Genomic DNA, 18,470 nt, shown 5'->3' on the forward strand with positions numbered 1-18,470 from the left:
GACTATAAAGGAAAAGTGGCATATACATCGAGCAGATATTTAAAAAATGTAACAAGTCCTTCGAATCCACCGACACAAACACCGAACCCAGATGAAAAACCAGTAGAAGTTAAAGAAACAAAGGTGGTAAATACAAGTTCACTAAATGTAAGAATTGGACCAGGAACTAACTATAGCAAATTAGGAAGTTTAAAGAAAGATGAAAAAATAGGAATAATATCAGAAAGCAATGGGTGGTCAAAAATTGACTATAAAGGAAAAGTGGCATATACATCAAGCCAGTATTTAAGTAAACAAAGTGAGACAGCACCAAATCCACCCACACAAACACCGAAGCCAGATGAAAAACCAGCAGAAGTTAAAGAAACAAAGGTGGTAAATACGAGTTCACTAAATGTAAGAAGTGGACCAGGAACTAATTATAGCAAAGTGGGAAGTTTGAAGAAAGATGAAAAAATAGGAGTAATATCAGAAAGCAATGGGTGGTCAAAAATTGGCTATAAAGGAAAAGTAGCATATACATCAAGCCAGTATCTAAGTAAACAAAGCGAGACAACACCAAATCCACCTACAGAACCACCAAATAAAGGAGACGATACTTCAGAACATATAAATGGAGCTACTGTAAATTATAAAGCACTAAGTTATACATTAGACGACCATGTAAGAGTTCAACAAGAGAGAGCGAGTCTTGGAGGGAATGTTATAGATTCAAGTAAACCAAGAAGTAGTGCAGCTATGACTACTCTTAGTATGAGAGAAAGTAAATCATTTATCCAAGCTGATAAAAGTGATTTAGAATATTTTTTAAATCCAAGTAACTTTACAAATAGTTCAAGAGGAATGATGCAATTCTTAAGAATAGATAGTTATAAAGGTGGAATATCAGCTAGTGAATTAAATTCATACTTAAACTCTCTAGCACCAGCATCATCAGGAACTAATGTATTTTATAATCAAGGTCAAACATTTATAAATGCAGCACAAAAATACAATATAGATCTTGTATATTTTGTTTCACATGCTATGTGGGAGACTGGTTATGGAAAATCCACGTTAGCACAAGGTCAAACAATAACATCATTTAAAGGACAACCTCTTAATACACCAGTTACAGTTTATAACTTCTTTGGAATAGGAGCAATAGATAAAAGTGCTAATGTGTCAGGAGCAGAAGCTGCATATTCAAATGGATGGACGAGCGTAGAAGCTACTATAGATGGTTCAGCCCAATGGATAGCTCAAAACTATATAAAAAGCTCTAAGTATAATCAAAATACTATATACAAGATGAAATTTAATTACTCTTATTCTTGGCATCAGTATGCTACAGATGTAAATTGGGCAAATGGAATTTCAGATATAATGAATAAAATAATTGGTATGTACGACACTCGAAATAATTTAACCTTTGAGGTTCCAAAATATAAAGAATAATATACACACATCTTTAAAATTATAAAGTTATTACAATAAAAATGACTATAGAAAAAAATCTATAGTTATTTTTATATATTAATAATTAATAATTTATCTGATTCGTAGATAAATATAATCTCATTATAAAAAAGGTATTCAAATATTGAAAAAAAATTGTTCTAACCACATAAAGTGCCTTTTATACTTGAAATATAAATCGATATTATGTTCTTTTACTATGTTTTTCAGATTTCCAAAATTATAAGTAGCAAGTGCATATTCCTTAGTTTTATTAAAAATAAATTTTTCTTGGGAATTTTTAAATACAAGAATAGACTTTGCGATATCCCAAGCCTTAGATTCTCTGTCTATTAAATTCTTCTTTAAAGCTACTACACAATTTTCAAGCTCGATAGGAATGCTGTTTTCGTGAAAGTTCTCACTACTTACATCTATATTAAATTCGATTAATTTATCTACAATTGAAGATAATATAATTGAATAATTTTCCCTTGTATTGTATATATCAGGATCTAGTATATGACCAACTTCATGAGAAATTACAAACTTAGCTATACATTCTATAGAAAAAGGACAAATTTCTATAGTAGTATTGTAAGCATTAGCAAAAGTAAAAAAGTTATAACAAAAAGATAAAAAACCAGGCCTAGAAGATAAAATAAATCTCAGCTTAGGCAGTGCGCATATAGGTATATTTTTATACCTAGAATAATAAAGAAATACTTTTTTATCTATATCAAGGCTTGATAAACATTTCTTTAGTAATTTTTTTTCTCCTAACTCTATATAATAAAGTGATATTTTTCTATAGCTATTTGTATCAAAAGAAGTCATGATAACACCGCCTTAGATTATAGTCTTTTTATATAATATTAAAATATATATAATTTGTAGCTAATCCAAATTAAAATAGTATATGTGGGTATAATTATGAATAAAATTATTTAATGACATTAATTAACCTATGATATAATATTTATTCTAAGGAAAGGAGAGTATTATGGAAACTGTAAAAGAGTACTTAGACAAATTAGAAATAAATAATAATATATTAGAGAAACAATTAAAGGAAGTTTATATAAATAAAGTTACTTACTTTAAAGAAGATAAAATAGTTTATTTTTACTTAACATCAAAAACTATAATATCTTATGAAGTAATAGAGATGCTTAGGGAGGAATTAAAAGAAAAATTAAATTACTTTAAGGATATAAAAATAAAAATAAGATATACAGGCTTAGATAGAAAGCAAAACAAAGATATTATAAAGTTATATTGGATAAATATAATATATATATTAAAACAACTTTGCCCATCTATAGCAGGATGGTATAGACAAGTAGAGTATTTATGCATAGATGATTTATTAAAAATAAAACTTCCAAAAGGCTTGTTTTATGAAAGACTTATGAAACAAAATTTAGTTTATGTATTAAAAAGTGTTTTAAGTGAAGAACTAGGAATTGATATTAATATAGCAATAGAAAGAGCAATAGATGAAGACGTTAACATAGAAAAAATAATAAGAAAAACTGAAAAAATTACTGAAGAAAGAATTAAAGAACTAGAAATAACTGCTAAAGAATCGCAATCTGAAGATGAAGAAGCGGCATATATAATAAAGCCAGAAATTGATGAAGAGTTAATTTATGGTGAAAATGTAAATGCAATGCTAGAAAAAATAGATACCTTAAATAATACTTCGGGAACTGTTGCAATAATGGGTGAGGTTTTTGATGTTGAAACTAAAGAACTTAGAAATGGTAAGATATTATTAATAGCATCAGTTACAGATTATACAAGTTCTGTAAGTTGTAAGCTTTTCTTAAATGATACTAACAAAGATGGGGTATTAGATCATGTTAAGAAGGGTTCATACTTAAAAATCAAGGGTGACGTTATATATGACACTTATCAAAGAGAACTTACGATGACTATAAGTGGTATTAGAAAAGAAGTTAAGATAGAAAGGCAAGATACATGTGAAGATAAAAGGGTAGAGCTTCATGCACATACTCAAATGTCTTCTATGGATGCACTTTGTTCTACTAAAAAACTAATAGAGCGTGCTGCCAAGTGGGGTCATAAGGCAATAGCTATAACAGACCATGGAATAGTACAAGCTTTCCCTGAAGCTATGGGAGCTGCTAAAGCTAACGATATAAAGGTACTTTATGGAGTAGAAGGTTATTTAGTAGAAGACAACTTAGATATTATAGAAGATGCTAATGATAAGCCTCTTTCACAAAGTTTTGTTGTATTTGATATAGAGACAACAGGATTTTCTAATACTAATGATAAAATAACCGAAATTGGTGCTGTTAAAATAGAAAACTTTGAAGTGGTTTCTAAGTTTAGTGAACTTATAAATCCTCAAAAAGACATATCTTATAAGATACAAGAATTAACTGGGATTACTAATGATATGGTAGTTGATAAGCCAACTATTGAAGAAGTTATGCCTAAATTTCTAGAATTTATAGGTGATAGTGTATTAGTAGCACATAATGCAGAATTTGATATGGGATTTATAAGTGAAAAATGTAGGCAACAAAATATAGAATTTAAAAATAAGAGTGTTGATACACTTACACTAGCAAGGGTATTACTTCCACATTTAAAAAGACATAGATTAAATGTTGTAGCGAAAGCTTTAGGGGTGCCACTTTTAAATCACCATAGGGCAGTTGATGATGCACAGGCTACAGCTCTTATATTTAATAAATTTTTAGATATGCTAGTTAAAAAAGGAGCTAAAACTTTAAGTGACGTAAATGAAGTACTTGGAAAAATAGATTATACAAAACTAGGAACAAATCATATAACATTAATTGCTAAAGATTATACTGGACTTAAAAATTTATATAAGATAGTATCAGACGCTCATGTTAATCATTTTTATAGAGCACCAAGAATACTTAGAAGTTTCTTAGAAGAACATAGAGAAGGTATATTAATAGGTTCAGCTTGTGAAGCGGGACAGGTATTTAAGGCTGTGAAAAAAAATGTAAGTGATGAAGAGATGGCAAAGATAATAGACTTATATGATTATATAGAAGTTATGCCAATTGATAACAATAGATTTATGATTGATAAAGGTGAAGTAGAAGATGAAGATGAACTAAGAGACTTAAATCGTAAGATAGTAGAAGTTGCGAAAAAATTTGAAAAAATACCAGTAGCAACTGGAGATGTTCATTTTTTAGATAAACATGAAGCAGTACTTAGAAAAGTATTAAAGTACTCTCAAGGTTTTAAAGTTGATGATGAAGAAACTTATCTTCATTTTAGAACAACTAATGAAATGATGGATGAATTTATGTATTTAGGTGCAGAGTTAGCTTATGAAGTTGTAGTAACAAATACCAATAAAATTGCAGATATGGTAGAAGCCATAAAACCAATACCAGATGGAACTTATCCACCTGAAATAGACGGTTCGGATGTTGAACTTAGAGAAATGTGCTATGCAAAAGCAAAAAGAATTTATGGTGACCCTATACCAGAAGTTGTTAAAGCAAGGCTTGATAGAGAACTAAATTCTATCATAGGTAATGGATATGCCGTAATGTACATTATATCTCAAAAACTAGTTACAAAATCATTAAGTGATGGATATCTAGTTGGTTCAAGAGGTTCAGTTGGTTCATCATTTGCTGCTACAATGAGTGATATAACAGAAGTTAATCCACTTCCAGCTCATTATATTTGCGAAGATGAAAACTGTAAATACTCATATTTCTTTGAAATCGGGGAGTATGGTTCAGGGGTAGATTTACCAGATAAAGATTGTCCTAAATGTGGTAAACCACTTAAAAAAGACGGACACGATATACCATTTGAAGTTTTCCTAGGATTTGAAGGAGATAAAGAACCAGATATAGACCTTAACTTCTCCGGGGATTATCAGCCAGTAATACACAAATACACAGAAGACTTATTCGGTGAAGGATATGTTTATAGAGCAGGTACAATAGGTACTGTAGCAGAAAAAACAGCATTTGGATATGCAAGAAAGTATGTAGAAGAAAACAATATTCATGTTCCAAGCGCAGAAGTGCTAAGACTTTCTAATGGATGTACAGGCGTTAAAAGAACATCAGGCCAGCATCCAGGTGGGGTTATGGTTGTTCCTCATTACAAAGATGTATATGACTTTACACCAATACAGTACCCAGCAAATGATACAAGCTGTGGAGTAATCACTACTCACTTTGACTACCACTCAATAAGTGGACGTATACTAAAACTTGATATACTAGGGCACGATGCCCCGACCATGATTAGAATGTTAGAAGACCTTACAGGAATAGTTGCAACAGATATACCGCTTGATGACCCTGAGACAATGTCGTTATTTACTTCAACGGATGCACTAGGTGTAACACCTGAGGAAATAAATTGTCCAATAGGTTCACTTGCAATACCAGAGTTTGGAACAAAGTTCGTTAGACAAATGCTACTTGATACAAAACCAACAACATTTGCAGCCTTAGTAAGAATATCTGGGCTTTCACATGGTACCGATGTTTGGCTAAACAACGCACAAGATTTAGTAGTACAAGAAGTTGTTGGAATAGATGACGTTATATCAACACGTGATGATATAATGAACTACTTAATATTTAAAGGGTTAAAGCCTAAAAATGCCTTCACAATAATGGAAAACGTAAGAAAAGGTAAAGGATTAAAGCCAGAGCATATAGAAGAAATGCACGAAAATGACGTACCAGAATGGTATATAGGTTCATGTCAAAAGATAAAGTACATGTTCCCAAAGGCTCATGCTGTAGCTTATGTAATGATGTCCTTTAGACTAGCATATTGTAAAGTTCATTATCCAGAAGCATTTTATGCAACATACTTTACAACTAAAGCAGAAGACTTTGATGCAGATTTAGTTGTAAAAGGACTACCAGCTATAAAATCTAAGATTAATGAAATAGAAAGCTTAGGAAATGATGCAACAACAAAAGAAAAGAACATGTTAACAGTTCTTGAAGTTGCACTTGAAATGTATGCAAGAGGAATAAAGATACTTCCAGTTGATATATATAAATCAGATGCAAGTAAATTCCAAGTTATAGGAGAAAAAACTTTACTTCCTCCAATGATAGCTCTACAAGGCGTTGGAGAAAATGCTGCACTTAATATTCAAAAAGAAAAAGATAATGGAGAGTTTATTTCGAAGGAAGATTTAAGAAAGAGAACAAAAATTTCAAAGACTGTTATAGAAACGTTAACTAATCATGGATCATTAAATAATATGAGTGATGAAAATCAGTTATCATTGTTTTAATTAGAGGATAGGTTAAGTTTAAAATATAATAAATTTAAAGTATATAAATAAAAGGCAGGCTATTAGATAGGCCTGCTTTTTTACAGATAAGGATATTTATAGTATTAATTAAAGTATAGGTAAACACACAATTGATGCAAGTGAGTATAAAGACTATAAATTGAACTATATTTTATCTTAACCTCATCAACTTATGAATACAGCAATACCTATATTGTATATGAAGGTAATAATAATTATAGTTATAAAGAAACTGAAAAAAGAGAATTTCAAGAAATTAAGTTATATTTTAAATTATATGGATGAATCACTCAAAAGTTTAACTGGGATCTGAACTTGAGTAACATACTCATCTTCTATAGAAGTCTCATAAACATCTATTTTATAAATCTCAATAGGATCACCTAAAATAGTATACTTATTAATTTCAAGGAATTTATAAAGCATATCAAGTATTTTAGCGGATTTCTTATAATCGCCCTTGTAAGTATAGGTAACGTAATAGCCCTCATCTAAAATAAAATTATAATTTGGAGCATCCTCCTCAAGCAAGCAAAATGTATATTTATAATTATTAAAGATATTATTTGAAATACTATTAGAATCAAATACTGCCCCAAAATTACTATTCCCTAGAAGATAAAACTTATCTTCAAATTTTTCACTTAATCTTTGTATCAAATAGTCTACATTTTCATCAAAAGTAACATTAGAATCAACAGTAAGAGCCTTTCGTTTATTCATATACAAAAGCTCAATTCTATTAAAGGTAGTATGTTCTATACAATTATCAATAGAAGATAACCTTTTTCTTAGAGACTCTTTATGAGCATTTAATTCATTAACCTTTTTTTTAATAAGTTCAATTTCTTCAGTAAGCATATTTTTAGTACTCTCAATATTTCTATTTTGAAGATATTCCTTTATTCTCGGCATAGAAAAATCAAGACTTCTAAGCTCTCTTATTAGATTTAGATTGCATATATCTTTAATAGTGTACATTCTATAAGAATTAGTATCTCTTTTAGGATTTAAAAGACCTAGTTTTTCGTAATACTTTATAGAATCTCTTCCAAGTTTATATATTTTTGAAAGTTCACCTGTTTTATAATATTTTCTTTTCAAATAATCACCACCAAAATAATTTTAAAATAGTTTATTGACTTGTGTATTATACCACAGTTTATAGTTTTTTAGACAGAGAGGAGTGATTTGATGGAAAATATGAAAGATTTAAAATCTCAATTTAAAAAATACGTAATACCTTCAGTATCAGCAATGTGGGTATTTTCACTATATTCGATGGTAGATGGAATATTTGTAAGTAAAGGGGTTGGCAGTGAGGCACTAGCTGCTGTAAATATATCAACTCCATATATAAATACTATATTTGCATTGTCAATACTTTTTTCAACAGGAGCAACTACTATAGTATCTATTACCTTAGGAAATGAAGACAATAAAAAAGCAAATGAATATTTCACTTTAAATACAGTAGTAGTATCGATTTTATCGGCTATTATAATTATATTAAGTTTATTAAATTTAGATAAACTAGCAATATTTTTAGGAGCTACAAGTTCTACCTTAGAATATGTACAAGAGTATTTAGGGACAATAATACTATTTGTTGGATTTTATATAGTATCATATTCATTAGAAGTTTTAATAAAAAGTGATGGTTATCCTCACCTTTCAACTATAGGTGTATTAATATCGGCAATAACAAATATAGTACTAGATTACATATTTGTATTAAAGTTAGATTATGGAGTTGAAGGTGCTGCATTTGCAACAGGAATAGCTAGAGTACTTTCTTTTTCATTTTTCTTTATACACTTTTTAAGAAAAAAGGGGAAATTACAATTTGTTAAGTTTAAATTTGATTTTTCTATAATCAAGAAAATAATATCAATAGGAATACCAGACTTTACAACAGAAGTTAGTATGGCTGTAGTTGTTTTAATTTTTAACCAAAGTATATTAAGAGTTATTGGAGAAGATGCTTTAGTAAGTTATAGTGTAATTTGCTATATTAATACATTGGTTTTAACTACTATGATGGGAATTTCTCAAGGTATACAGCCGATTTGTAGCTATTATTATGGCAAAAAAGATAAAAATGCAGTATTGTCAATTCTTGATATGGGATTAAAAGTAGTAAATATATCTTCGGTAATCTCATTTTTAATAGTCGTTATTTTTACAAATCAAATAGTTTCTATGTTTATAAGTAATGTAGATAAAGCAATTTTTGATTATACAGTAACTATTTTAAGAGTATTTTCATTATCATTTTTAATAATGGGATACAATGTAATTACTTCAGGATTCTGTGTTGCAGTAGATAAGCCAGTACTAGCTGGAGTAGTATCTTTAGGAAGAGGAATAGTTGTTATAACGTTTAGTTTAATAGCTATGATACTTTTGTTTGGAGGTAAGGGAATATGGATATCAACATTTGTATCTGAATTAATTGTATTTATGGTAGCTAAGAATATATTAAAAAAATGCCAAGATAATATTGAAGAAGAGTATAGAGAGTTAAAAGTAGTGTTCTAATATCTAAATTTTTAATTGGAAAATATATAGAATGTTTTATAAATAGGAACTTCATTTGAAGTTCCTAAATTAAATTAGAGGTATATGTTTATAAAAAGACAATTGATATAGTCATTAATATTTGTTATCTAAAAATGTGACTTTGTCACAGAACACAAACTAAAAAAAACATATAATATCTACATAACAACAAGTAGGAGGTACAAAAATATGTTAAAGAAAAAAGCAATAGTAAATATTAATGAATGTGTAGCTTGTGGAAGTTGTGTTAAAGTATGTCCACTAAACCTTATAACTATAGAACAAGGTGTATATGCCAAAATAAACAGTGATAAATGTGTAGGATGTGGAAAGTGTGCAAAAATATGTCCAGCATCTGTTATAGAAGTTCAAAAAGTGGGGGTGGATAAATAATGAAAAAACAAAAAAAGACTTTTAAAGATTACATGTGGATAGTAAGTGCTTTATATTTATTTTTAGGGATATTTAATATATTATTTGCATGGTTAGGAATGATATGTTTCTTAGTTCCGCTGATAATGTCTATAAGTGGAAAAGGAAAGAGCTATTGTAATAATTATTGCGGAAGAGGGCAATTATTAGATTTAATGGGTAATAAAATGAAATTATCAAGATATAAAGATATACCTAAATTCTTAAGAAGTAAAACTTTTAGATATGGATTTTTAGTATTTTTTATGACTATGTTTGCAAATATGGTATTTAATACTTATTTAGTATTTAAAGGTAGCAATGGACTAAAAGAAGTTATAACTATACTTTGGACATTTAAAATGCCGTGGAACTGGGTAAATGTTAGCATGGTTAATCCATGGGTAGCTCAATTTGCATTTGGATTTTTTAGTTTAATGGCTACATCTACTATTTTAGGTATAATAACAATGCTTTTATACAAACCTCGTTCATGGTGTGTATATTGTCCAATGGGTACTATGACTCAAATGATATCAAAAGCTAAATATAATAAAAATAAGTAGCGAATAGACTGAAATTTAAAAAATTTGCAACTCAAACTAATATATGGTATTATAGTATATAAAATAGTATATTTTGCAGAAACTAAGAGTGAGACTGATGTGCTCACTCTTTTGTTTTAAATACTAAACTGACAACTGAATAGGAGGGAAAAAAATGAAAAAGAGTATAGAAGCTACAATAGAAGAAATGGTAGCAAAAATAACTGACCCACGTGGATTTGAAATAGTTGACGTAGAATACGTTAAAGAAGCTGGTGAATATTACTTAAGAGTATACATAGACAAAGAGGGTGGAATAGCTTTAAGTGATTGTGAATCAGTAAGTAGAGAATTAAGTGAAGTATTAGATGTGAAAGACCCTATAAAAGATAACTACTTCTTAGAAGTATCATCACCGGGACTTGACAGACCACTTAAAAAAGATAAAGATTTTGTAAGATACCAAGGTAGAGATGTCGAAATAAAATTATATAAACCAATGAACGGATGTAAGCAATTTGAAGGTCAATTAGTTGGATTAACTGAAGATAAAAATATAAAAGTGATAATAGATGAAAACGAAGTAGAGTTTGGCAAAAAAGAAGTAGCACTTGTTAGACTTGCAATCAAGTTTTAAACGTAGCATAACAGGGAGGAAAAAGAAATGAATCACGAATTTATGGAAGCATTAGATGAATTAGAAAAAGACAGAGGTATAGATAAAGAGATACTTATAGATACTATAGAACAAGCACTTTTAACTGCATACAAAAAAAACTTTGGAGCAGCTCAAAATGTTAGAGTTGAGTTTGATAAAGAAAAAGGAGACATAAAAGTATTTTCTCAAAGAGTAGTAGTTGATGAATCTGACTTATATGATACTTTCTTAGAAATAGAGCTTAAAGATGCTAGGGAAATAAGCCCTAACTATGAATTAGGAGATATAATAGAGAGTGAAGTAACTCCTATGGACTTTGGAAGAATAGCAGCTCAAACTGCAAAGCAAGTTGTTGTTCAAAGAATAAGAGAAGCTGAAAGAGATATAGTGTATAATGAATTTATGGATAAAGAAAATGAAATAGTTACAGGTGAAGTAGCTAGAGTAAATAAAAACTTAGTTTATGTAAATCTTGGAAGAATAGAAGCTGTAATGACACAAACAGAGCAAATACAAGGTGAACATTACAAAGCTGGTCAAAAAATAAAGGTTTATATACTAGAAGTGAAGAAAACTAATAAAGGACCTCAAATAGTAGTATCAAGAAGCCATCCAGGTTTAGTTAAGAGATTATTTGAATTTGAAGTACCTGAAATATTTGAAGGCATAGTTCAAATAAAATCTATAGCTAGAGAAGCAGGATCTAGAACTAAGATGGCTGTTAAATCTATAGATGAAAAGATAGATCCAATCGGGGCTTGTGTTGGACCGAAAGGTTCAAGAGTAAAAAATATAGTTGATGAACTTGGCGATGAAAAAATTGATATAATAAAATATAGTGATGATCCAGCTGAATTTATATGCGCAGCTTTAAGTCCATCGAAGGTAGTTAAAGTAGATGTAAATGAAGCAGAAAAATCAGCATTAGTTGTTGTACCTGACTATCAATTATCGCTAGCAATAGGTAAAGAAGGACAAAATGCAAGGCTTGCAGCAAAACTTACTAACTGGAAAATAGATATAAAAAGCGAATCTCAAGCAGGAATAGAAGCTTCTTCAAATGAAGATGTTTCATTAGACGCTGAGTAATAAAGGAGGGGTATCCTTTGCAAAAACAAAAAAAGATTCCTCAGAGAAAATGTATAGCTTGTCAAGAAAGAGACTCTAAAAAAGGCTTAATAAGAATTGTCAAGAATAAAGAAGGACAAATATTCTTAGATCCAACTGGAAAAGCAAATGGTAGAGGTGCATATATATGCAAGGATGTTGAATGTTTAAAAAAAGCTATAAAAACTAAAGCTTTAAATAAAGCATTCAAAATAGAAGTGCCTAATGAGGTATATGAAAATCTACTTAAGGAGCTAGAAAGCTATGAAAACTAATGAAGAAAAAATATACTCATTTTTAGGACTTGCAACTAGAGCCGGTAAGATAGTGTCAGGAGATGATTCTACATTACTTGAACTTAAACGAGGAAATGTTAAATTAGTTATAGTAGCAGATGACGCATCAGATAATACTAAAAAATTATTTAAAGATAAGTCATCATATAGAAATATACAATATGTATATTTTTCAACTAAACTACAATTAGGATTGGCAATAGGAAAGGCTCCAAGAGCAGCATTAGGAGTAAAGGATATAAACTTTGCCAACAAAATAATAGAATTAATGGAAACACCAAAAATATAATAGGGGGTGATCTTGTGTCAAAAACAAGAGTATACCAAATAGCGAAAGAGTTAGAAATGTCGAATGAAGACGTACTAGCTAAATTAAGAGAATTAGAAATAAATGCAGAAAATGAAAATTCTGAATTAGAAGCTGATGAAGTAGAATTAGCTTTAGAAATATTAAAAGATGAAATAGCTGCAACTAATGGTCCAACTATAACAATAGATGGAAAGTTAACAGTTCAAGAATTAGCTAACAAATTAGATAAGTCAGCATCTGAAATAATAATGAAGCTTATGAAAATGGGAACAATGGCTACAATAAACCAAGAAATAAGTTTTGAAATAGGGTCATTAGTTGCTAGCGAATATGGATTTGAGTTAGTTATAGGTGGTAATGATGAAGAAGAAATGGAAGCAATAGATGCTCTAATGGAAATAGAAGAAGATAAAGAAGAAGATTTAGTTCAAAGACCGCCAGTTGTTACAGTTATGGGGCACGTTGACCATGGTAAAACTTCTTTATTAGATGCTATAAGATCAACTAATGTAACTTCAAGTGAAGCAGGAGGAATAACTCAACATATAGGTGCTTCAGAAGTTATAATAAACGGACAAAAGATAGTATTCTTAGATACGCCAGGACATGAGGCTTTCACATCTATGAGAGCTAGAGGAGCACAAGTTACAGATATGGCAATATTAGTTGTTGCTGCAGATGACGGTATAATGCCTCAAACTGTAGAAGCTATAAACCATGCTAAGGCTGCAGGTGTACCTTTGATAGTTGCTATAAACAAAATAGATAAGCCGGGAGCGAACCCTGATAAGGTTAAGCAAGAATTAGCTGACCAAGGATTATTAGTTGAAGACTGGGGTGGAGAAGTTATATCAGTTCCAGTATCAGCACTAAAAAGAGAAGGTATAGATACTTTACTTGAAATGGTACTTTTAGTTGCTGAAATGGAAGAATTAAAAGCTAACCCTAATAAAAGAGCTGTTGGTACTGTTATAGAAGCAGAACTTGATAAAGGTAGAGGTCCAGTTGCTACAGTTTTAGTTCAAGGTGGAACACTTAAAGTTGGAGATCCAATAGTTGCAGGTGTTGCATGTGGTAAAGTAAGAGCAATGATAAACTCTAAAGGAAAAAGAGTTAAGACTGCAGGACCTTCTACAGCAGTAGAAATATTAGGTTTATCTGAAGTTCCGCAAGGTGGAGATCAATTCGTATCAGTTCCAACTGATAAAATAGCTAGAAGTGTAGCTCAAAAGAGACAAGAGATAGCTAGAGAAGAGATGTTAAAATCTAATCAAAGAATGTCACTTGATGATTTCTTCAGTCAAATGAATGAAGTTGATGTTAAAGAACTTAACATAGTTATAAAAGCAGATGTACAAGGTTCTGTTCAAGCTGTTAAGCAATCTTTAGAAAAACTATCAAATGATGAAGTTGCTGTTAGAGTGATACATGGTGGAGTTGGAGCTATAACTGAATCTGACGTTATGCTTGCTGCTGCATCTAATGCAATAATAATCGGATTTAACGTAAGACCAGTTCCTGGTGCTGAAATGTTAGGACAAAAGGAAAATGTAGATGTAAGAAGCTACACTATAATATACAAAGCTATAGAAGATGTTCAAGCTGCTATGACAGGTATGTTAGATCCTGAGTATAGAGATGAAGATACAGGAAAAGCTGAAGTAAGAGAATTATTTAAATTATCTGGAGTAGGTACAATAGCAGGATGTTATGTAACTACTGGTAAGATATTCAGAGGATCTAAAGTAAGAATAGTTAGAGATGGAATAATAATTCATGAAGGTCAATTAGCTGCACTTAGAAGATTCAAAGATGATGTTAAAGAAGTTAACACAGGATACGAATGTGGTATGACTTTCGTAAACTATAATGACTTAAAAGAAGGCGATATAGTTGAAGGTTATATAACTAAGGAAGTAGAAAGAAAACTAAAATAGAAATAAAAGAGGTCGATAATTAATGGCATCATATAACAGAACAAGAAGAATAGCTGAAGAAATAAGAAAAGTTGTAAGTACAATGCTTATAAGTGGAATAAAAGACCCTAGAATAACATCTATGGTAAGCGTAACTGATGTTGAAGTTACAAATGATTTAAGCTATGCATATGTATATGTAAGTATATTAGGTGGAGATGAAGAATCTACATTAACAGGACTAAAAAGTGCAGTAAACTATATAAGAAGAGAAGTAAGTAGAAACGTAAAGCTTAGACATACTCCTCAAATAATATTTAAAGTTGATGATTCTATTAAAAAAGGAATGTATATGTCTGATTTAATAAGAAAAGTTAACGAAAATAAGAAAGAAACATCTTCTAATGAAGAGGAAAGCTTTGATGAATAATATAGACAATATTATCAAATATTTAAAGGGAAGTAACGATTATATCGTTACTTCTCATATTAGTCCTGATGGTGATAATATAGGTTCAACTCTTGGAATATATTATAGTTTAAAGAAATTAGAAAAAAACGTTTACTATGTATTAGATGATAATCCACCTCAAAATTTAAAATTCTTAGTAAAAGATATAAATATCTTAAAATCTAGTGAAGTTAATTTAAAGGATTATAGCATAATAGCTCTTGACTGTGGAGACAAAAACAGAATATGTTTAAGTGATGAACTAATAGATAATGCAAAGAAAATAGTGTGTATAGATCATCATGCAAGTAATGATTCTTATGGAGATTTTAACTATATCGATATAAATGCATCATCTACTTGTGAGTTAGTATATAATTTATTAGTTAGATTTAATGAAACTCAAAATATAGACCTTATAGATGAAATTACAGCTACAGCACTTTATACTGGATTAGTAACTGACACTGGTAATTTTGCATATTCAAGTACTCATGCAAGTAGCCTTGAAATGGCAAAGGAATTATTATTAAAAGGTGCAAAACGAGACACTATAATCCAAAAAGTATTCCAAAGTAATTCATACAATTATTATAAATTATTAGGAGAAGCTTTAAATACATTAGATATAGTTGATGGTAAAATTGCTAGCATAATGGTAACTAAAGAAATGCTAAAAAGAAATGCTATAAGTTTTAACGATGTGGACGGAATAACTTCATATACAAGAGATATAGAGGGTGTAGAAGTTGGAATTCTTCTAAAAGAAAAAAAAGAAAATGAAATAAAGGTAAGCTTAAGATCAAAGAATTATGTGGATGTAAGCATTATAGCTCAAAGCTTTAATGGTGGAGGTCATGTAAGAGCAGCGGGATGCACTATTTATGATAGTGTTGAAAATGCTAAAAAACAGATATTAGAGGCTGTATCAAAAACAATCTAAGGTGATAAAAGATGAATAAAATTGTAAATATAATAAAACCTACAGGAATGACATCTCATGATGTTGTAAGTGCTGTAAGAAAAACCTTAAATATAAAAAAAGTTGGACATACAGGTACCCTTGACCCAGATGCGTCAGGGGTATTACCTATATGTATAGGAAAAGCAACTAAAGTAAGTGAACTTATACTTAATAAAGATAAATCATATATATGTGAATTAACTCTCGGTATAACTACAGATACTTACGACTCTTCAGGTGAAATATTAGAAAGAATAGACAACTTTAGTTTCACAAAAGATCAAATAGAAAAAGTATTTGACTCTCAAAGAGGACATATAGAACAGTTACCACCTATGTATTCAGCATTAAAAGTAAATGGAAAAAGAATGTGTGATTTAGTTAGAAGTGGAAGAGCTAATGAAATAAATCTAAAAACTAGACCAGTACACATAAAAAAGCTTGATATACTAAGTATAAATGAAAATAAAATAATGTTTTATGTTACATGTTCTAAAGGAACATATGTAAGGAGTATTTGTTATGATGTAGGAAAAGAATTAGGATGCGGAGGGCATATGTCTTTCTTACTTAGAACAGCATCAGGCAAGTTTAATTTAGAAAATGGTATAACATTAGAAGAATTAAAAGAATTTAAAGAAAATAATACATTAGATAAATATTTATATGATATAGATTATGTATTATCTAATTTTAAACATATAGTAATACACCCAAATGCTGAAAAGTATTATATAAATGGTGGTGCAATAGACGAAAGAAGATTCTTAGAAAAAAGCTTTGATGAAAGTGATGAATTTGTAAGAGTATATAGTCAAACACAATTTTTAGGAGTTGGAAAATTATCAAAAAAAGATAACATTGTGAGTGTAAAAAGTGATAAACTATTTATAGTATAAAATGAGAAAATTAAATTTTAGTGGGGAATCATTATGGCTACTATAAAATCTATAAATGAAATAGACAACATAAATATGAGTGTTATCACAATTGGAAATTTTGATGGTCTTCATAAAGGACATCAAGTACTTATAAAAAAAGCAGTAGAATATGGAATGAAAAATAATATCAAAAGTGTAGCATTTACTTTTGAAAATCATCCTGGAAATTATTTTGTTCCTAACTCTATAAAAAATATTATTAGCAATGAAGAAAAAATAAATAGATTAAAAAACTTAGGGATTGATTTAATAGTAAGTATACCTTTTGATGAGTATATGACTAAAATATCGCCACAAGAATTTGTTGAAGATATTTTAGTTAATAAGTTAGGTGTAGAAAAAATCATAGTGGGATATGATTTTACCTTTGCTAGAAATAAAGAGGGAAACACGGATTTACTAAAAATATTATCACATAAATATAAATACAAATTAGACGTAGTAAAACCTATAAAAATAAATGGGATGAGAGTCAGTAGTACATACATTAGAAGTCTAGTGACTCAGGGAAGTGTGTGTGATGTGAAAAACTATTTAGGGTATAACTATGAAATAGAAGGGATCGTTATACATTCTAAAAAACTTGGAAGAACAATTGGATTTCCAACAGCTAATATAGAGGTAGATAAAGATATGATTATACCTAAAAATGGAATATATGCTACAAAAGTGCATATTGAAGATAAAATGTATTATGGAGCAACTAATATAGGGTATAATCCAACTGTAAATGGAGAAAAATTATCTATCGAAACAAATATTTTAGAATTTAATGAAGACATATATGGAAAAGTTATAAAGGTTGAGTTTTTAGAAAGAATAAGAGATGAAAAGAAGTTTTCATCTTTAGATGAATTGAAGAGTCAACTAGAAAAAGATACTAACCATGTATTTAAAAAGTATATTTGCAAAACAATAGAATATATGATAAAATAGTCAAGTAAACAAACCATTACTCAGCATTAGATTACTCCAATCAATGCTTAGTAATAGGCGATTTTTAAAATATGGAGGTAAATCACAATGATGATGAACAAAGCAGAAATAATAAAAGAATTCGGAAGATCTGAAGGAGATACTGGTTCTCCAGAAGTACAAATAGCTTTATTAACAGCTAGAATAAACGAATTAAACGGTCACTTAAAGACTCACAAGAAAGACCACCACTCAAGAAGAGGATTATTAAAGATGGTTGGTAGAAGAAGAAATTTATTAGCTTACTTAAAAGATAGAGACTTAGAAGGATACAGAGCGTTAATAGCTAAGTTAGGATTAAGAAAATAATAATTAACTTTATTATAAGAGAGAAGACATATGTCTTCTCTTTTTTGTATATCCTAAAATTATGTTTATATTTAGTGAAATTAGATAATAATTTTAAATATAAAAGTAAAATTGATTGGTATAATATAAGGAGAAGCTTATATTTGTTCTCGTACAGGTCCAGACATTTTATCTATTAGTTGTTCAAATTAGATATGACTAAATTTATATAAATAAGTAAATAATAAGTAAAACAAAAGAGGTATTACTGTTTCTTATGTATTTG

General features: G+C 29.5%; 16 protein-coding genes and 1 pseudogene. 15 read left to right on the top strand and 2 right to left on the bottom strand.

Annotated elements, in window-relative coordinates:
• Nucleotides 1-1,437 (top strand): SH3 domain-containing protein (locus tag VLM92_RS03635; protein ID WP_325274991.1); only part of this gene is annotated, 1,437 nt, incomplete at its 5' end.
• A 138-nt stretch (nt 1,438-1,575) separates the two neighbouring features.
• On the opposite strand, the gene VLM92_RS03640 is transcribed toward VLM92_RS03635, so the two are convergent.
• Complete coding sequence (locus tag VLM92_RS03640; protein WP_325274992.1) at nt 1,576-2,274, bottom strand: hypothetical protein; 699 nt, start codon at nt 2,272-2,274, stop codon at nt 1,576-1,578.
• 166 nt (nt 2,275-2,440) lie between these two features.
• Here VLM92_RS03640 and VLM92_RS03645 point away from each other — a divergent pair, with 166 nt between their 5' ends.
• Entirely contained in the window at nt 2,441-6,739 is a 4,299-nt protein-coding gene (locus VLM92_RS03645) for a PolC-type DNA polymerase III (RefSeq protein WP_325274993.1), read from the top strand.
• Nucleotides 6,740-7,033: 294 nt separating this feature from the next.
• Here VLM92_RS03645 and VLM92_RS03650 read toward each other — a convergent pair whose 3' ends face one another.
• Entirely contained in the window at nt 7,034-7,864 is an 831-nt protein-coding gene (locus VLM92_RS03650; protein ID WP_325274994.1) for a MerR family transcriptional regulator, read from the bottom strand.
• A 90-nt stretch (nt 7,865-7,954) separates the two neighbouring features.
• On the opposite strand from VLM92_RS03650, the gene VLM92_RS03655 reads away from it, so the two are divergent.
• The 13 genes and pseudogenes from VLM92_RS03655 (at nt 7,955) to rpsO (ending at nt 18,205) form a co-directional block, all read left to right on the top strand.
• On the top strand, nt 7,955-9,301 hold the full coding sequence (locus VLM92_RS03655) for an MATE family efflux transporter (protein WP_325274995.1): 1,347 nt from the start codon (nt 7,955-7,957) through the stop codon (nt 9,299-9,301).
• Nucleotides 9,302-9,448: 147 nt separating this feature from the next.
• Nucleotides 9,449-9,715 (top strand): annotated as a pseudogene (locus VLM92_RS03660) (DUF362 domain-containing protein); the annotation flags it as partial.
• A complete protein-coding gene (locus VLM92_RS03665; RefSeq protein WP_325274996.1) occupies nt 9,715-10,299 on the top strand; it encodes a 4Fe-4S binding protein in 585 nt (194 codons plus the stop codon). The pseudogene VLM92_RS03660 and the gene VLM92_RS03665, both read left to right, overlap by 1 nt.
• 154 nt (nt 10,300-10,453) lie before the next feature.
• The gene (gene rimP, locus VLM92_RS03670; RefSeq protein WP_325274997.1) at nt 10,454-10,915 is read left to right on the top strand and encodes a ribosome maturation factor RimP; all 462 of its coding nucleotides are present in this window, start codon (nt 10,454-10,456) and stop codon (nt 10,913-10,915) included.
• A gap of 27 nt (nt 10,916-10,942) precedes the next feature.
• Nucleotides 10,943-12,025: a transcription termination factor NusA gene (nusA, locus tag VLM92_RS03675; RefSeq protein ID WP_325274998.1), complete on the top strand. Its 1,083-nt coding sequence runs from the start codon at nt 10,943-10,945 to the stop codon at nt 12,023-12,025.
• Nucleotides 12,026-12,042: 17 nt separating this feature from the next.
• Complete coding sequence (rnpM, locus tag VLM92_RS03680) at nt 12,043-12,318, top strand: RNase P modulator RnpM (RefSeq protein ID WP_325274999.1); 276 nt, start codon at nt 12,043-12,045, stop codon at nt 12,316-12,318.
• Complete coding sequence (locus VLM92_RS03685) at nt 12,308-12,628, top strand: L7Ae/L30e/S12e/Gadd45 family ribosomal protein (protein ID WP_325275000.1); 321 nt, start codon at nt 12,308-12,310, stop codon at nt 12,626-12,628. The genes rnpM and VLM92_RS03685 overlap by 11 nt, the downstream gene beginning before the upstream one ends.
• Before the next feature lie 14 nt (nt 12,629-12,642).
• Complete coding sequence (gene infB / locus VLM92_RS03690) at nt 12,643-14,586, top strand: translation initiation factor IF-2 (protein WP_325275001.1); 1,944 nt, start codon at nt 12,643-12,645, stop codon at nt 14,584-14,586.
• A gap of 22 nt (nt 14,587-14,608) precedes the next feature.
• Complete coding sequence (rbfA, locus tag VLM92_RS03695; protein ID WP_325275002.1) at nt 14,609-14,995, top strand: 30S ribosome-binding factor RbfA; 387 nt, start codon at nt 14,609-14,611, stop codon at nt 14,993-14,995.
• The gene (locus VLM92_RS03700) at nt 14,988-15,959 is read left to right on the top strand and encodes a bifunctional oligoribonuclease/PAP phosphatase NrnA (protein WP_325275003.1); all 972 of its coding nucleotides are present in this window, start codon (nt 14,988-14,990) and stop codon (nt 15,957-15,959) included. The genes rbfA and VLM92_RS03700 overlap by 8 nt, the downstream gene beginning before the upstream one ends.
• 11 nt (nt 15,960-15,970) lie before the next feature.
• Entirely contained in the window at nt 15,971-16,879 is a 909-nt protein-coding gene (truB, locus tag VLM92_RS03705; RefSeq protein ID WP_325275004.1) for a tRNA pseudouridine(55) synthase TruB, read from the top strand.
• 33 nt (nt 16,880-16,912) lie between these two features.
• The gene (locus VLM92_RS03710; RefSeq protein WP_325275005.1) at nt 16,913-17,857 is read left to right on the top strand and encodes a bifunctional riboflavin kinase/FAD synthetase; all 945 of its coding nucleotides are present in this window, start codon (nt 16,913-16,915) and stop codon (nt 17,855-17,857) included.
• A 90-nt stretch (nt 17,858-17,947) separates the two neighbouring features.
• Nucleotides 17,948-18,205: a 30S ribosomal protein S15 gene (gene rpsO, locus VLM92_RS03715; protein WP_325275051.1), complete on the top strand. Its 258-nt coding sequence runs from the start codon at nt 17,948-17,950 to the stop codon at nt 18,203-18,205.
• Nucleotides 18,206-18,470: the final 265 nt, after the last annotated feature.

Origin of the sequence: Romboutsia sp. (genome assembly GCF_035470145.1) — a bacterium.
Lineage (GTDB): Bacteria > Bacillota > Clostridia > Peptostreptococcales > Peptostreptococcaceae > Romboutsia_D.